15 protein-coding genes are annotated in these 17,391 nt (G+C 41.2%); 11 read left to right on the forward strand and 4 right to left on the reverse strand.

Going from position 1 to position 17,391, the window contains the following annotated elements; translation table 11 throughout:
- The first annotated feature begins 77 nt into the window (after window positions 1-77).
- Together BSG1_RS02265 and BSG1_RS02270 are read left to right on the forward strand one after the other, a co-directional pair.
- A complete protein-coding gene (locus BSG1_RS02265) occupies window positions 78-314 on the forward strand; it encodes a DUF3977 family protein (protein ID WP_006835187.1) in 237 nt (78 codons plus the stop codon).
- A gap of 143 nt (window positions 315-457) precedes the next feature.
- On the forward strand, window positions 458-820 hold the full coding sequence (locus tag BSG1_RS02270; RefSeq protein ID WP_006835188.1) for a hypothetical protein: 363 nt from the start codon (window positions 458-460) through the stop codon (window positions 818-820).
- An 806-nt stretch (window positions 821-1,626) separates the two neighbouring features.
- Here BSG1_RS02270 and BSG1_RS02275 read toward each other — a convergent pair.
- Window positions 1,627-2,634 (reverse strand): DUF3231 family protein, encoded by a 1,008-nt coding sequence (locus BSG1_RS02275; protein ID WP_198008166.1) that lies wholly within the window; start codon window positions 2,632-2,634, stop codon window positions 1,627-1,629.
- 288 nt (window positions 2,635-2,922) lie between these two features.
- Between BSG1_RS02275 and BSG1_RS02280 the strand changes: the two genes are divergently transcribed.
- Window positions 2,923-3,318: a VOC family protein gene (locus tag BSG1_RS02280; protein WP_006835191.1), complete on the forward strand. Its 396-nt coding sequence runs from the start codon at window positions 2,923-2,925 to the stop codon at window positions 3,316-3,318.
- A 45-nt stretch (window positions 3,319-3,363) separates the two neighbouring features.
- Here BSG1_RS02280 and BSG1_RS02285 read toward each other — a convergent pair whose 3' ends face one another.
- The gene (locus BSG1_RS02285) at window positions 3,364-3,816 is read right to left on the reverse strand and encodes a CBO0543 family protein (RefSeq protein ID WP_044022219.1); all 453 of its coding nucleotides are present in this window, start codon (window positions 3,814-3,816) and stop codon (window positions 3,364-3,366) included.
- 103 nt (window positions 3,817-3,919) lie between these two features.
- On the opposite strand from BSG1_RS02285, the gene BSG1_RS02290 reads away from it, so the two are divergent.
- From BSG1_RS02290 to BSG1_RS02310, 5 genes are all read left to right on the forward strand, one after another.
- Window positions 3,920-4,627, forward strand: a complete 708-nt coding sequence (locus BSG1_RS02290; RefSeq protein ID WP_006835193.1) for a DNA alkylation repair protein — start codon at window positions 3,920-3,922, stop codon at window positions 4,625-4,627.
- Window positions 4,628-4,764: 137 nt separating this feature from the next.
- Window positions 4,765-6,033, forward strand: a complete 1,269-nt coding sequence (locus BSG1_RS02295) for an ATP-binding protein (RefSeq protein ID WP_006835194.1) — start codon at window positions 4,765-4,767, stop codon at window positions 6,031-6,033.
- Window positions 6,034-6,475: 442 nt separating this feature from the next.
- Window positions 6,476-8,011 carry an alpha-amylase gene (amyS, locus tag BSG1_RS02300; protein ID WP_044022220.1) on the forward strand — a complete coding sequence of 512 codons (1,536 nt, stop codon included), beginning with the start codon at window positions 6,476-6,478 and terminating at the stop codon, window positions 8,009-8,011.
- 493 nt (window positions 8,012-8,504) lie between these two features.
- Complete coding sequence (locus BSG1_RS02305) at window positions 8,505-10,364, forward strand: GAF domain-containing sensor histidine kinase (RefSeq protein ID WP_006835196.1); 1,860 nt, start codon at window positions 8,505-8,507, stop codon at window positions 10,362-10,364.
- A complete protein-coding gene (locus BSG1_RS02310; protein ID WP_006835197.1) occupies window positions 10,339-10,989 on the forward strand; it encodes a response regulator in 651 nt (216 codons plus the stop codon). Before BSG1_RS02305 ends, BSG1_RS02310 begins: the two co-directional genes overlap by 26 nt.
- A 44-nt stretch (window positions 10,990-11,033) precedes the next feature.
- Here BSG1_RS02310 and BSG1_RS02315 read toward each other — a convergent pair whose 3' ends face one another.
- Entirely contained in the window at window positions 11,034-11,453 is a 420-nt protein-coding gene (locus BSG1_RS02315) for a DUF6843 domain-containing protein (protein WP_006835198.1), read from the reverse strand.
- Window positions 11,454-11,777: 324 nt separating this feature from the next.
- On the opposite strand from BSG1_RS02315, the gene BSG1_RS02320 reads away from it, so the two are divergent.
- The 3 genes from BSG1_RS02320 (at window position 11,778) to BSG1_RS02330 (ending at window position 16,294) form a co-directional block, all read left to right on the forward strand.
- Window positions 11,778-12,131 (forward strand): hypothetical protein, encoded by a 354-nt coding sequence (locus BSG1_RS02320; RefSeq protein WP_006835199.1) that lies wholly within the window; start codon window positions 11,778-11,780, stop codon window positions 12,129-12,131.
- A gap of 254 nt (window positions 12,132-12,385) precedes the next feature.
- On the forward strand, window positions 12,386-13,801 hold the full coding sequence (locus tag BSG1_RS02325) for a S8 family serine peptidase (protein WP_044022326.1): 1,416 nt from the start codon (window positions 12,386-12,388) through the stop codon (window positions 13,799-13,801).
- Window positions 13,802-13,825: 24 nt separating this feature from the next.
- Entirely contained in the window at window positions 13,826-16,294 is a 2,469-nt protein-coding gene (locus tag BSG1_RS02330) for a S8 family peptidase (RefSeq protein ID WP_156791340.1), read from the forward strand.
- A gap of 64 nt (window positions 16,295-16,358) precedes the next feature.
- Here BSG1_RS02330 and BSG1_RS02335 read toward each other — a convergent pair whose 3' ends face one another.
- Window positions 16,359-16,853 (reverse strand): CBO0543 family protein, encoded by a 495-nt coding sequence (locus BSG1_RS02335; protein WP_006835202.1) that lies wholly within the window; start codon window positions 16,851-16,853, stop codon window positions 16,359-16,361.
- Between the last annotated feature and the right edge of the window lie 538 nt (window positions 16,854-17,391).

The raw sequence follows: 17,391 nt of genomic DNA on the forward strand, positions 1-17,391 counted from the left end.
ATTTTTATCTATTTATAAAGTGTTGGAAGACTCTAAGCGTATGGTGGTTACTTCTTTTATGTAATGGGGGATACTGGATGAAATATATAGAGTTTGGAATAGGGAACACTTGGATTGTTAGGACGGAAACTGAACTTGAGGATGGCACCGAGTATGAGCAAAAAGGAATCATCCCTCCTATAAAGTTCCGTTCTGTATATTTAAGAATATGGCTCTTGAAAACCGTCATAGTTATGGACTTTAAAGAAGGTTTTAAAAAGATGAAGAAGAATCGAAATGCTTTTAAACTTATCTTTGGAATAACAAGTTATTGAGTAGCTATCTTCAATTATAGGGGGAGTTTGCTGAAGTAACAGTCACCCTTTGTGTGAATTAAAGGGTAATGGAAGATGAAGATTAAAATTGAAACTTTTTACTGTTCGTTGTCGTAAAAGTAATAACTAGGAGGGGAAAACTTATGAAAAAGATTTCTGTTATATTAGTATCCTTATTAGCAATCTTCTCTTTGGTCGGTTGCGGAAATAGTGAGACAGAAGAAATAACCAAGGAACAAGCTGAAGAAATCGCTATGGAGGAGTTGGAGAAAGACTTAGCTGTATTCAATGAAGAGAGCAATGAGGATATAGCTATGGAGGATGTTGAGTTGTTATCTAATGAGACACATTTCAGCAGCACTTCAAAAGCCTGGGAAGTGACCTTTAACTTGAAGGATGGCTTAACAAACCCTGAAAAAGCTACAAACTCGATTGCTGATTATTCCATTACTCCTGAGGGAGAAATTAAAGGGAAGTCAAACTCCTTTACGTTCATTCAGAATTAGGGGCTAAGAAAATCGTTGTTCCATTATAGGGGGCTTTAATGGAATAAACTGTTCGGTCAGTGGTGATAGCCGCTGACCTTTTTATATTCCAATTTAACATTGTAATTAACATACTAAATGGCAGGTGTCTGCTGTCTAGCAGATACTTGCTGATTTGTATGCTAATTCACTCTCTAAATCATATGTTGAAATCGGTAAAACCCTTATATATAAGCAAAAAAAGGGATACCAATCCATATGCGAATTAGTATCCTAAACATAGTGTTAATTTCATTTTTCTACTTCTAAACCGAACCCGTTACTCTTAGGTCGGAGCGTTTAATGTAATGTTATTAGATAATTTTGCACTTCTCAATTCAACCCATTAGACACGCCTGTATTTTTCTTATATATGTACTTATTGATCTTCCCTTGATAAATACTCATTTCCATCGCGGCTTTGGAGTAGAGGACTAGAGTGGTAAATTCATCCTCCCCAGGTCCCTTCGGCTGCCAATTTTTAAAAACGAAGTCCCCTTTACTTAATCAGAAGTCTTTGGCTTGCTGCTGATCTTCCACATACACCGAGATCTTCCCGATTTTATTAATCATTGATAATCACCTTTTCCCTTAGTTTTCTTCCTATGAATATTCTTGAAACAAAACCAATTGGACCCGGACAATTAGTTGAGCTCACAAAAAATACCGCCAATATAAGTGTGTAATCAGACATGCTGATCAACGATTGGCGGAGAATTGTTTTTTAAGTTATAAGGTGCAGCGAGACTGTGTGAGGGGATCCTCCATGAACTTGTACCTTTTCCACACTACTTCGCTAATTTATCACGGTCAGCAGCTAACGGAGGTTGCTCTAGCCATCCTTTTTCAATAAGCAATTTAACTCCCTTATTTGAGAACTTTGCTATTTCCGAAACCAATCGCAGAAAATCGGTGGCCAAGTCATATCTATAGGTTGACGTAAATCCTACTCCATAGTTCAAGACACTGCCCACATTCGCAAGGGCAATATGGTACAACATTAGTTTTTCAGAAAAGGGGGCTGCCTTCGATTCTAATACTTCTGGATCCCATAGTTGCGGAGCAGGCAGGTGATCTTTTGTAAGCATATCTTGAAGAGCTTTGACATTCTTTTGCGCAAGGTCTCTCCCCTCCAGCATATACTTTTTAATTTCTTCTGACTCTATTACTTGGCTGAAGCCTATCATCAGTGACTTTCCAAATTGGTTGGAATCAAGGTTTACATAGACCCCCATAATTTCAGTAGCGGAGATAGGCCGTTCTTTTCCAAAAAAATTATTCAAGAACTTATTAGATTCAATAAATTCCACGGTTTTCGGAATAGGTATATAAGGTGCCCGGATGACCATTCCCTTTGTAAGCATGGAGTTCATGACATCTTGGTGAATTTCACTAGTATCATCTATGCACTCATCGAAGTATTCTCTTATATCCTCCCTGAACGAAACCGTCAGGGCATTTGAAAATTGAATCAGGTTGATACGGGAGACTTCTTTTAAATAAAACAAATAAAATTTATCAGTAAAGAGCGGAGGGGCATCCCGGATGACATCTTTGTCACCGAAACCATTGGGAAGGACAAATTCATCTTTATCGAAGATCTCTTTAAGTTTTGTAATATGCTTTTGCGTCATATTGTGCGCCTTCTCCAGCAATTCTTTTATGCGCTCATCATTGGTATTAGTTTTAAAGTGCGTGTAAACACAGTCGAGCAGCGTTTCTCCAATGTAATTCTTCCAAAGCTCGCTAAGCTCAGTCGCAGTCAATGTGATGTTTCTATTGTCTTCAGTTTTCAAAACACCCATCCTTTCGCAGTTTATCTGTAGTAGGATGTGCCAATGCTGGGATTCATATACAGAGAGGTTGCTGTCGCTTGTTGGTCTTAAGGGTATTTGTTGTAAAGAATGATGATCACAGAAAACAGAATTAAAGTCTTCAAGAGGAGCCTAAAGGACGTATAAATTAATAATTCAAAATGTACTCAATCCAAACACCGAATATTTGTTCGGAAAAAAGAAGGATAACGAGCCGGATTGGCGAACTAGCTAATAGAGGTTCAAAATTATTAACACTGGGAGGCAGTTATGGGAAGAATAGTTCATTTTGAAGTTCATGTGGATGACATGGAGCGCGCAGTGAAGTTTTATGGGGAAGTGTTTGGGTGGACGTTTGAAGATTGGAGCGAATTTGCCGGCATGCCGTATATGGGGGCGGTGAGAGGCGGGGAAGACCAGCCAGGGATCAATGGAGCACTGATGCAGCGCCAAGGTCCTCCACCCGAAGCGGGTCAGCCAATGAATGGGTACGCCTGTACGATGGGCGTGGAAGATTACGATTCCACTGAAGAGAAGATCCTTGCAAGCGGCGGAACGGTCGCTTTGCCGAAGTATGCTTTACCAGGAATGGCGTGGCAGGGTTATTACAAAGACACCGAAGGGAACATTTTTGGAATTCATCAACCTGATGAAAACGCGAAGTAAACTGTTAAAGACCTGCCTCAAGTAAATACCTGGGACAGGTTTTTCTCACTCCTTTTTTACTAGATGTTTGAAAAAATGAAAATGGACAAGCTGCAGAACTAATAAAAATGGATAGGTGAGAGCAGAATAGGTATACGTCCAGCCATTGTGATAGAAGAACCCAGCTACAATGGCAAAGAACTCATAGGCCAGGCTGAATACTGTCCAAAATAGGATGTAAAGCAATTTAGATTTAAGTGATTTTTTGAATGGGTAAAAATTGATATACAAGACGCCGGATGTTGGGAACAAGATAAGTATGGGTAAGAAGCCTGCAAATTGGACGCCTGGTTCAAAATATCCATATACATTTAATTTAAGATCCAGGATGATATCAATCACAAATCCCAACAGTATTGAAAACATTGACACAGCATACAACTCGGGTTTGGTAAGATTTTTGGGGGAGAAATAAGCAACTAGTATAAAAACTATACAGGACAAAAGTAAGTAAGTCATAGGGTTTCCTTTCCTAGAGTCTCAGATGATATCTATTCATTTAGTTTTTACATAACGTTCATTATTATTCACAAGAAAGATAGTACAGAAAGGAAGTGCCGCAATGAATCTTGAAACTGTCATGGAAGAACTGGAAGCACTCGCGACGGAACGTACGAAGAAATCATACATAAGCAGCGGTGCGCATGAGCCGCTTTTTGGCGTACCAACTGGAAAAATGAAACCGCTGGCAAAGAAAATCAAGAAAAATCAGGCCCTGGCAGAAGAGCTTTACGCCACTGGAAACTACGATGCCATGTATTTTGCAGGCATCATTGCAGACCCGATGGCCATGACAGCGTCAGATTTTGATCGCTGGATGGATAGTGCCTATTTTTATATGCTGTCCGATTATGTGGTTGCCGTCACACTGGCGGAAACCGATATTGCCCAGGAAGTTTCTGATAAATGGATTGCAAGCGGCGAGGAACTAAAAATGTCGGCAGGCTGGAGCTGTTACTGCTGGTTATTGGGGAATCGACCGGACGAAGAATTCAGCTCTGATAAGCTCAGTCACATGCTAAAGCAGGTAGAGCAAACGATTCATGAATCTCCTGATCGGACTAAATCTTCTATGAACAATTTTATCTATACAGTCGGGATTTCCTACGCGCCCCTTCATGAAAAGGCAGTAGAAACCGCAAAGGCAATCGGCCCGGTGGAGATTAGCCGCGGCAAGAAAAAGACTGCTGTACTGAATGCCTTTGAAACTATTCAGAAGGATGCAGACAAAGGTAGGGTTGGCTTTAAACGGAAGTATGTCAGGTGTTAATGTACCTCATATCTAGAAGGCGCATTCCATCACGAGGGATGCGTTTTTTGGCGTAAAATCAAATATTTTTTGCTATTTTCTTATAAGTTTTATATATTTAAAGAGTACTATAGACCTGTGACGGAGGAGGTAGAAGAATGATTTATTCCCAGTTATTGAATGGATTACTGATCAACCTCCTTGTTATCCTCATAATCATATTAATGTTAAATTTTTATCTTCAATCAAAACACAAATACTATCATCTTCTAAACAAACCACTCCTTATTTTTATTGTTAGTACGCTTCTCATCTTTTTAAGTTTATGTCTATCTGTAGATTTGAAAAATGGTTTTGTTTATGACCTTCGTTTGATTCCTTTTTTGTTAGGTGGAATTTATGGAGGAAAGAGAGTATTACTTGGCTTGTCGGTGGTAATGGTGGTGATTCGAATTCCACTTTCGGGAACCGGTCTGATGTTTACGGTTATTATTACCTTGCTTACAGGTCTCGCCATCTTATATTTGTCACGGAAGTTATCGGGTAAAACATGGACAGAAAGGGTTTACCTTTTTACGCTGTTATCGCTTGGATATTCTTTCTTTGGTTTCTTTATCCCTTCTATGGTCTTTGATTTTTATGATTATATTTCTTTTATGATTTATACAGGCATGCTGGCTGGTTCCACCTTTTTGGTTTTTTATTTATGTGAAATCATCAAAACGACAAATATTCTGCAGCTGGAATCTGTTAAATTTGAAAAAATGCAGGTGGTCAGCCACTTGGCAGCGAGCATCAGCCATGAGGTAAGAAATCCTTTAACCACAGTAAGGGGCTTCTTGCAATTGATTCATGAAGACTCCGCAAATATCCGCGCAAACAAAGAACTCTCACAAATCGCAGTGGAAGAAATCGACCGGGCTACTGAGGTCATCAATCAATATCTTTCGTTTGCTAAGCCACATCCTGAAACAAGTGTAAATTTAGATATAAGAAATGAAATACAAAAATCCAAGGAAATCATTTTGCCGCTAGCGATGAAAAATAATGTCATCGTTAACATGGATCTGACTAACAAGCATACGATTATCGGTGAACCAAATAAGTTCCAACAAGTGATGATTAATATCTTAAAGAATAGTATTGAAGCAATGGAAAGTGGAGGAGTGCTCGATATAAAGTGCTATGAAAAAGACAATAGGGTGTTTATCAAGATCATAGACACTGGTATAGGAATGACTGAAGAACAAGTGACACGTCTCGGCGAACCTTATTTCTCACTCAAAGGGAAGAATGGGACCGGGCTTGGAATGATGACGGTCTTCCAGTTGGTGCAAATCATGAATGGGAAGATAAAAGTAACCAGTAAGTTAAATGAGGGGACTACTACAACATTGTCCTTTCCGGTTGCACCTCCTCCAGAATAAACCATAATTATAGATTGCTTTGGAGATGATTTATAAATCGCAAAAACATACCTGGGGGGATACTTCCAGGGCTTTTTATATAAGTTTGACTTTAACACTTTAAAGCGCTAAGAGGGACTGTCCCTCTTAGCGCTTTAAAGTGTTAAAGGATAGTTCCAATAACAAGGGAAGCCTAAATTAGTTGCAAGGAGCATATTAAGGCAATTGGTAAGAAAAAGGGTAATTCACCTGACAATTTTTCAGGCTTGTGTTTATGAGCAGGTACCTATTATTAGCTTTTTCTAACCCATGACTTTACAGGAGCTCTCTTTTTTCCAGGAGAGATTTTTTTATAGGGAATGTCAAAAATTATTCATATAGTTATATCTTGATAAAAGTATAGTTTTTTATGATAATCTATATTTGTGCAAACGCTTTCACACAATTAAAGGAGTTGATTACTATGAAAGTTTGTAAAAGAATGATGGTTATTTTAGTCGCGGTATTTCTTCTTTTATCTGCAGCACCCGTTCAGGGACTCGCCAGCACGAATGGTACGCTGATGCAATACTTTGAGTGGTATCTGCCAAATGATGGTGAGCATTGGAATCGGCTGAATAATGATGCGGCCCATCTTAATGATATTGGCATAAGTGCTGTATGGATTCCGCCTGCCTACAAGGGTACTTCACAAAACGATGTGGGATATGGAGCTTATGACTTGTATGATTTAGGGGAGTTTTACCAGAAGGGGACTACCAGGACGAAATATGGAACAAAGCAGCAATTGCAGAATGCAATTTCCTCCTTGCACCAGAATGGACTGCAGGTGTATGGAGATGTGGTGATGAACCATAAAGGAGGAGCGGATTATACGCAATCGGTCACTGCTGTGGAAGTAGATCCCAATAATCGAAACTATGAAACTTCAGGGGATTATCAAATTGAGGCTTGGACTGGATTTGATTTTCCTGGTAGAAATAATGTTCATTCTAATTTTAAATGGCAATGGTATCATTTTGATGGAACAGATTGGGATGAATCCCGGAAGCTGAGCAGAGTGTACAAGTTCAGGGGCACAGGCAAGGCTTGGGATTGGGAAGTAGCAAGTGAAAAAGGAAACTATGATTATCTAATGTACGCTGATGTGGACTTCGATCATCCTGATGTACAACAGGAGTATAAAAATTGGGGAACATGGTATGCAAATGAGCTGAATTTAGACGGCTTCCGTTTAGATGCAGTCAAGCATATTAAGCATTCTTACCTGCAGGATTGGGTATCAACCGTTCGCAGTAATACTGGAAAAGAATTGTTTACGGTGGCTGAATACTGGCAGAATGACTTAAGCGCCATAGAAAATTACTTATCGAAAACAGGCTGGACCCATTCTGCGTTTGATGTTCCGTTGCACTATAATTTTCATTATGCATCGAACAGCGGAGGCAATTATGATATGAGAAACATTCTGAATGGAACGCTTGTTGCCAGTCAGCCTACAAAAGCAGTAACTATCGTAGAAAATCATGATTCCCAGCCGGGTCAGGCATTAGAGTCAACGGTTCAGCCATGGTTTAAGCCGCTGGCATACGCTTTTATCCTTACGCGTTCTCAAGGATATCCAACGCTATTTTACGGAGACTACTATGGAACAAAAGGCAATACATCCTATGAAGTTCCTGCACTGCAAAGTGAATTGGAACCTATCCTCAAAGCTCGTAAAAACTATGCTTACGGGACCCAGCATGACTACCTTGACCACTGGGACATTATTGGATGGACTAGGGAAGGAAATACAACCCGTTCCAAATCAGGATTGGCAACTTTGATTACGGACGGTCCCGGCGGTAATAAGTGGATGTATGTTGGAAAAAGAAATGCTGGTGAAACATGGGTGGATACAACCGGCAATAATAGTACTCAAGTCGTCATCAATAATGATGGCTGGGGCAATTTCCATGTTAATGGCGGTTCAGTGTCTATTTATACTCAACAATAATTGCCAGATTAAAAGAGACCTAAATAAAGCAGTTCTATGATAATTTTCATGGGACTGCTTTTTTTGCTTTTTAAGCAGTTTTTTCATTGAAATGGAAACGTGTGTATATAATAGTGTTCTAGATATACGAGTGTCTTGAATAAATAGAAGATATGTGCCTAAAATTAAGTACTTGGTACAAGAGTTGACTAATTCAAGTAGAGACATGTTCTAAGAATGGTTCTCTTGGTACATGAGTGGACTGATTCAGGTGGAGACATGTCCTTAGGAAGAGGCACTTGGTACACGAATGGTCTGAATGAGGTGAAGATATGTACATAGATTATCGAATCTGCCTAGAACTCTGGTATGAGTGTGTACAACAGGGGTGCGAATTGCAATATTATGGAATGATTTTAGTCCATATTCACTATCTACAAATATAGGACAGATAGTATAACATTATATAAAGGGGAATTTATCGAAAATTAGAAAAAATCAGGAGGGGGTTAAGGTGAAACCGGCACTTTTTGAAAAGAGGGAACTTTACTCACGGGTCTATTTATATATGATTTCTTTCCTAGGCTGGCTGACAGTGTTTTCCGCACTGCTTTCGGTCGAGCCGATCGGAAACTATCTGATTCTTTTTCTATTATTCCTATTTTTGATGGTGAGTGAATATTATCCGATGCCCGTGTGGAGAGGTTTTACGGCCATCACGTTTCCGATTGTTTATGTCATTTTCCTGTTGTTTGGTTTTTCAGTTGCAGCCCTGACCTACGCGGCTGCGGTTCTACTGGTGAACATTAAACATCAGCGGCCTCTCAGGACGATCATTTTCAACCCTGCCCAGCTGGTCCTCAGCCTGTATGTCGCAACAGTTTTTCTTAAAATGCTCGATCCGTTCATTCAAAATGCTATAGAAACCCCTTTCTTACTGGGAATTACACAGTATTTCTTCCTGCAGTTATTCTTTTTCTTAGTGAATAATCTTATAGTCGATATCGTTCTGTTGATCCGTCCGCAAGCTTACACATTGAAGGCGTGGGCGACGAAAACGATTACCGAATTAAACTGTGTGCTTATTTCTTTGCTGTATGGCGGTATGTTATATGTGCTTGGAAGCCAGAACAGGGGAGAAATCGATGTTTTTTCATACTTCTTTTTCTTTTCCCCGCTGGTCGGTTTTGCACTTTTAAGCTCTGCGATTGTGGGGCTGCGTGCCGAAAAGAAAAGGTTAAAGTCGCTTTTTATCATCACTTCCCAACTTAATCAGTTTGTACCAGGAGAACGCTGGCTGCATGAATTGAAGCACAATTTTTCAGAATTCATCAATGCAGATGCATTTGCACTATGGGTGAAGGAAGATGGGAACTGGTATATGCAATTCCAGAAAGGGGACAACGTTCAGCATACGGAGCTTGACCAGGAAGTGGCAAATGAGTTTGAAGAAGTGAAAGAGCCCATTATACATGGTGATTTACGGACTAACTTAACTAAATCCAGAAGCTTATTCAATGACCGCCTCAAAGCCTTTGTGTATTTTCCGCTTCGTGTTGAAAAAGAAACGGTGGGAATGCTTGTTGCCGCGAGGAACAGGACAAAAAGTTTTACAGATGAAGACGTCCAATCGATTGCAACGCTTTCGAACCAGCTGGCGGTGACCATCAAGACACGCATGCTTTTTAAAGAAAAGGAAAAGCGGATCCTGCTGGAAGAACGGAATAGGATTGCGAGGGATATCCATGATGGAATCGCTCAGACTCTTGCAGGGGCCATCATGAAATTAGAATCCGCCGGGCGCAGGTTCAATAAAAAGCCGGAGGAGACCCTGAAACTCATGGATGAAAGTGTCTATGGACTGCGGGACAGCTTACGAGAAGTCAGGGAATCCATCTATGCGTTGAGGCCGTATCCTACAGAAAGGGTAGGCCTGTCCAAAGCAGTAGGTTCAAAAATCGAGGCGGTCAAGAAGGAATTCGATCTCAATATCTCCTTTGAAATCAGAGGAGAAGAAATTGAATTGAGTTCGATGGTGGAAAAGGTATTGTTTGATATTTTTCAAGAAAGTTTACAGAACGTCATTAAGCATGCAAAGGCTTCTTCAATAGAAATCCTTTTGAGCTATCAATCTGAAAATATTCTGCTCCGAATCAAAGACGACGGTGTGGGATTCTCGCTTTTCCAGGCGATGCTCAATGCGAGGGAACGCCCTCATTTCGGCATCCTGCAAATCAATGACTCTGCCGAAAAGATCAATGCCTCCCTGCAGATTGACAGTAAAGAAGGAGAAGGTACAGAAGTGACCATCATCGTGCCAAAGATGGGATTGGAAGGAGAAAAAGACTATGATCAAATTAATGTTAGTGGATGATCATGCGGTACTCCGGGATGGCCTGAAAACCATCCTCGAGTCTGAAGATGATATAAACGTTGTCGGGGAAGCCGTTTCCGGAAGTGATGCGCTAAGTAAAGTAAGGGAGTTGGATCCGGATATTATTCTGATGGATATCAATATGCCTGGGATGAATGGAGTAGAGGTAACGAAGGTCCTTAAACAGCAGTATCCGCACATCAAAGTACTGATGCTGACCATGCACAGCCATGAAGAATATTTCATGGCGGCCATTAAAGAAGGCGCAGACGGATATCTTTTAAAAGACGCCCCATCAGAGCAAGTGGTGGAGGCAGTAAGAACCGTGTTTTCAGGGGAATCTGTCATTCATCCTTCCCTGACTAGAAAACTGCTAACCTTTCATCAGCAGAACCAAAGGCAGGACAGGGATGATAATTCCCTCACTGAAAGAGAGCGGGAAGTCCTCGGCTGTCTGGTCGAAGGATTATCAAACAAAGAAATTGGCAAGCGTCTCTACGTCAGTGACAAAACGGTCAAAATTCATGTGAGCAACATCTTTAAAAAGTTGAATGTGAAGAGCCGTTCGCAGGTCGTGATTTATGCAGTGCAGAACAAATTGGTGCCTTTGCCGCCGACTTCTTGAGTATGGGGAACAATTTCAAACTTTGTTGAAATATAAAATTGCACCTAATGACATGAATCATTTTCATTAAATAAAAACCATCTTCTTTCGGAGGTCTTGTCATTATTTGAGGAACTCATCCCGCCTTTATAATTGGCTGTTACATCCTGGGCTTCATCTAATCTTTCTCCATCATTATTGACATATTGGACATAGATTTTATGCCAACTTAAATTTGCAAAATCAGCAGGGGAAGATGTGTGAATGATTCCACTCCTCGGAACATTATAGAAAATCTTTTTATCTGTAACTTCAAGTTTTTGACCATCAGGTTGATTATAGTGTATATAGACACACCCCTTAAATCCTTCGGGAAGTAAAAATACTTCATCTACATCAGCTGATGGTCTGTTATGAAGGAAAACAAAAAGTGAAATCAAACCTACCGCAATAAATAAAAAGATGAATCTTTTCTTCTTTATCATTTGGTCACCTCACATTTAAATTAACTGGGACACAAGAGGTGCAGTAAAGGCAGTTATTCGTAGGGGAATGATCTTCCTTCTCATATAAGTGATGGTTAGATTGAGCAATGCGTTCGTCCTTATAGTGATTATATTCTACTGTCTGCCAGGTATCAAAAATAATAGAAGAAACGCCTGATGGACCTACATCAACTTCCAGCTCAAACTTTCTTTGTATCAGAAAAGCTGCCTTTAGTGGGCAGCTTTTTTATTTTGAAGTAATCCCACATTTATCCAACAAGTCATGTTATAATATTTCCGAATATTCAAAAAGGAGTTGAGGAATTGACCTCTTTTGCAGCATTGCTTTTTTGGTATCCTGCAGCTTTTTTGCTTATGGGTGTGGTATTGGGAATCCTCTTTAAGACTACAAAGGTGAATGTACTAATTGTCCTCATCTTGGGATTCTTCTTCTCAAACCTGGCTTTCTTTTATCTGACAGAAGGAGGGTTACCCGGAATCGAACGGAATGCAGAAGGAAAGGGGTTCGCTGTTTTCTCAGATTTATCTTTTTCAGAGACACTGTCAGTCCTCCTTACTCCTACGTTCTACACCCTGTTCTACATCTTTCTGCTTATAGTAGGTTTTCTGGTAGTTAATGCCCTGAAGAAGGGGAGAGGGAAAAGTATCAGTATGTAATATATGGAAACGGTCAAGGCATAAGCCTCTGACCGTTTTTTATGTCCTGAATGGGGTACTTAGGTTGTGTACGATCCCTCTATTACCCTCGTAACCTCACAAATCAACGGTTTCTTCCTATTAAAAAGTACTAGTCCCATTACTACTAAAGTAGTATTCATATACAACTCCTGCTCTGTCTTTTTACTCCTGTTGCATAATAGTCAGAAAATTGGGGAAGTGAGACAATGATTATAATGAAAGGAGATGAAAAAATGAAAATCAAATCAATACTTATTTCGTTGCTGTTGATGATTTCGGTGTTCTCTTCCTCTTGGGCTCATGAGGCATCGAGTAATTCAATGGACAGCAAGGCAGTTGTAGATGAAAACCTTGTGGAGAAGCTGGTTTCAGCATTGGAGCCGGTGGAAGTGATTGTCACTTTCAAAGATGGGGTTCTGGATAACAGAGCAGATATCTTGAAGAAAGCTGGCATTAATGCAGGTATCAGCTTTGAAAGTCTGCCAATGGCAGGAGTGCTGGCCACTAAAAGCCAGGTAGAAAAACTTGCAGAATCCTCTGAAGTTGTGTCCATTTACTTGAACCAGGCTTTGGAGTATGAAAATGAAGATGCAACTTCCATCACTGGTGTGGATGAAGTTCGTACCAACTCAGCTTGGACGAAGGAAAATGGCGGTTTTCCTGTTGCCGGGAAAGGCATCGGAGTCGTCATCAATGACAGCGGGGTGGATGGTACCCACAATGATCTGAAATACGGCAGTCACCTTGTTCAAAATGTCATGGGCTCAACCAACCTGAATGCATTAAGTGGAATCCTTCCGGTTACATATACGGAAAATGTACCGAATACAGATAACAACTCAGGACATGGAACTCATGTTGCTGGTATCGTTGGCGGTACAGGAGCGATGTCGGGAGGAAAGTATGAAGGTGCTGCACCAGCTGCAGACTTGATCGGATATGGTTCTGGTGCAGGGCTGGCGATGCTGGATACTATCGGCGGATTTGATTACGCCTTGACTCACCAAAGAGAATACAACATCCGTGTCATCACTAACTCCTGGGGAGCTACTAGCCAGGCAGGTCAAGCATTTGATCCATATGATCCTATCAATATCGCAACAAAGAAACTATTTGACAGAGGAATCATTACAGTCTTCTCAGCAGGAAACTCAGGACCTGATGCGGCAACGATCTCCGGAAACTACAAGAAAGCTCCTTGGGTAGTTACAGTAGCTGCAGGAAATGACAATTATGAGCTTGCTGACTTTTCTTCCAGAGGAGAAAAAGGCAAGGGTGGTACAGTAGTCGTGGACGGAATGGAGTGGACTTGGTCCGATCGACCGACTATCACGGCACCTGGCGTCGACATTATCTCGACACGCGTAATTTCACCGCTTGTGGCACTAGGAGCAGCAAAGGATGTACAAAATATTGATCCGGCACATATCCCTTACTACACAACAATGAGCGGTACTTCAATGGCTGCACCACATGCTGCCGGCGTGATTGCGCTAATGCTTGATGCAGATCCGACTCTTACACCATTAGAAGTGAAGAGTATACTTGAAGAGACAGCTAAGCCAATGCCAGGTTATGAAGCTTGGGAAACAGGTGCAGGTTATATCGATGCATACAAAGCAGTTGAAAAAGCTTTTGGCCTTAAATAATAGAATAAGAGAGAGGGGAATACTATGAAGCGAATTAGTATGATTTTACTGGCTGTGTTCTTGATCATTCCTTCCTTCTTCGTCGGAGGTGCTGCTGCACAGACGACAACGGGGGCTGTGGTAGATTCCAAGATCTTTAAAACACTGGAGAACGCAACATCTGTAGAAGCGATTGTTACATTCAAAGGGGACGGTGCTCCTGAAGCAGGACATCTTGATCTTTTAAAAGCAGCCGGAGTAACGACAGGGGTTACTTTAAAATCCCTTCCGATGGCTGGGATTGTAGCTACTAAAGCAGGGATTGAAAAACTTGCAGAATCATCTGAAGTTCAATCCATCTATCTAAATGAGAAATTGGAATACTTCAATGCAGATGCAACAGCCATCACAGGCGTTGACAAAGCAAGAACTGACAGATCTTTTCAAGAAGTAAATGGCGGATTCCCTGTAACGGGTGAAGGCGTCGGTGTAGTAGTCAATGACAGTGGAGTAGACGGTACTCACAAAGACCATGAACTAGGAAGAAATCTTGTTCAAAACGTAATGGCATCTACTAATCTGAATGCTTTGTCTCCATCACTTTTACCAGTAACATATCAAGAAAACGTGGCCAACACGGATACAAACTCCGGTCACGGAACACACGTTGCGGGTACAGTTGGCGGAACAGGTGCTATGTCTTCAGGTAAATATGAAGGTGCAGCTCCTGGAGCGGATTTGATCGGTTATGGATCCGGCGCAGCATTATTCGTTCTTGATGGAATCGGCGGATTTGATTATGCAATCGCAAATCAATATCAGTACGGAATTAAAGTCATCACAAACTCTTGGGGTTCTTCGGGAGATTTCGATCCTAACCATCCAATCAACATTGCAAGTAAAAAAGCGTATGACAGAGGCATCACTGTTTTGTTCGCGGCAGGAAATGAAGGACCTGGCGAAAACACTCATAACCCTTATGCGAAAGCACCATGGGTCATTTCTGTAGGAGCTGGCGTTAAAGACGGTACGCTTGCTGACTTCTCTTCCAGAGGGACAAAAGGAGTAGGCGGAACATTTGTTATGGACGGCCAGGAATGGACGTGGAAAGATGAGCCTTCTCTAACTGCACCTGGTGTGGATATCGTATCGACACGTGTAATCGCTCCTGTATCAAGCCTTGCGATTCAGGATGATGTTGAAACTCTTGATCCTGCACACGTACCATACTATACAACAATGAGTGGTACATCGATGGCAACTCCTCATGTTGCCGGTATCGTTGCTTTGATGCTTGAAGCTGATCCAACTCTATCTCCAGCTGAAGTGAAAAATATCCTTCAGCAAACAGCTACTAATATGCCAGGATATGAATCTTGGGAAGTGGGAGCTGGCTATGTGAATGCTTATGCAGCTCTTGATGCCATCTACAACGGCAAAGAGTTCGGTAAAACACTTAATGTGAATCAAAACTTTAACAGCTCTGTAGAAGCTGAAACTACTCGTGAAGACTTTTCAGTTGATTATGATCCTATGAAACTTGTATCAACTAACCAGCATGAATTCAATGTTGAAGAAGGGGTATCTTCCCTTACAGCAAAAGTCAATGCAAAAGGACTTCTTGAAGAAACAGGAAATCCGGTAAACCTTGTTCTGATTGCACCAAATGGAGAGGAATACAGCTCAGGTATCAGCTTGCTCTTTCCTTTGTATACTGACCGCACTGTTTCTGTTAATTCTCCTCAGCCTGGTGTATGGAAAGCGGAATTAAGAGGACTGAAAGGAAATGCAGCAAACCCTCTTAGTGTGAGCCTTCCAGAAACGGTTGATGGACAATTGGCTTTCACAAAAGTCAGCGGGTTTGACGGCCTGAACGATATCAGTGGGCATCCTGCTGCATCTGCCATCCAAATGGGAATCAAAGAACGTTTGTTTGATGGTCTTTCAAGTGGAGATTTCAATCCTGATGCAAACCTTGATAGAAAGCATCTTGCCCGCTACCTGGTAATGGGAGCTGAGATTCGCCAGTCACTTCCTGGTGATCCAAAAGGGACTTTCAAGGATGTAAAAGCAGAAGATAGAGCGTTTGTAGAAGCAGCAGTTGCAAAAGGTGGTGCTTTCCGCGATGAGAGCCACACTCAAAATCCAGTTGTGCTTGTAGATGGAAGCGGGAAATTTTCTCCTAACGCAAGTGTAACTCGTGCAGAACTTGCTTATTCCCTTGTTCAAGCGCTTGGATTGCAAGAAGAAGCAAAGCAATTTGATGGTAACTTAACAGTTCAGTACAAAGATGAAAGAATCGCAATTGAAGATGCTGGAAATGTACCGGCAGAACTAAAAGGTTATGTGCAGCTTGCACTGGACCTGAACATCCTTAACGCGCAGTTCTCAACAGAGCAAGGACCTTATGACCTGATACCGGTTCTTAAGGCTTCCTTCAGTCCTGAAGAGAAAGTAACACGCGGAGATTTCGCAGTAGCGATGACTCGTTACTATCAAGCGTTTTTGAAGTAATAAAGAAAAATCGAGTATAGGACCCCTGAGGTTCTATGCTCGATTTTTTTTGTGGTATGGGTGGTCAATCATATTGGTGATGATGGTGAACCTCTTTTTCTATATTGTATTTTCTTGTGACTGCCATAAAGCCACGTACGAATAAAAAGGTGGTTACCAGTGTGCCATAGGTGATGATCCAATTCCAATTCTTTTTATACTTGATCAAGTCTGTATATCGCTCCAGCAAACTCTCCAGCAATGTCATTGGTATGGCATAAAGGAACGATTGCCCGATAAGAGGGATAGGCTTGGAAGAGAGTGAAGTCCGATTATAAAAAACACATAACAAAGGAAACAGCAGATAATCAAACACTACACTGATACTAAAGTATTTTGGCATAAACCTGACCGGGTAACTGATATTCTTATTTTTCACTACCATTGTGGCAATAAAACTGGATAGGTAGCCTTTTAGGAAAAAAACAAGAATCCAGTCTTTCAGCCGTTCTCTTGTAAAAGCAAATGGGACTAAAACCATGCCAATACCTAAAAAGATCTTTAACAATTTCTTTTGCATTGTGAGTTTCCCACCAAGTCCTATGAAGTATGCTTATATGGTTTGCTAGTGGGGGTTATCTTATTCAGACGCTAGGTGTCGAGGGCATAGTGTTTGGGAAACCTAAGAAAAGCGGTTATGTAAAGGTGCATATGGCGCCTGGGAAACCTTTCGGGGTCCGTCTAAGTATCTCTAAAGACAGTTTTGGTTACTCGAGAACCTTGAAAGGGTCACAAAAGAGTTTCTAGAGGCAGTTTTGAATGCTCGGGGCCCTCGAGAGTGTCACAAGGGAGTTTCTAAAGACAGTTTTGGTTACTCGGGAACCTCGAAAGTGTCTCAAGAGAGGTTTTAAAGGCAGTTTTGAACGCCAGGGACCCGCCAAAGTGTCTCAAGAGAGTTTTTAAAGACAGTTTTGAACGCCCGGGATTCTTGAAAGTGTCTCAAGAGAGGTTGTAGAGACACTTTTGAACGCTCAGGAACCAGAAAAGTGTCTCAAGGAAATTTATAAAGGCAATACGCCCTTAAATCACAAAAGGGCCTAGCATTTCTAAACGTTTGA

Origin of the sequence: Bacillus sp. SG-1, assembly GCF_000181495.1 — a bacterium.
In the GTDB taxonomy this organism is placed as follows: Bacteria; Bacillota; Bacilli; order Bacillales; family Bacillaceae_B; genus Rossellomorea.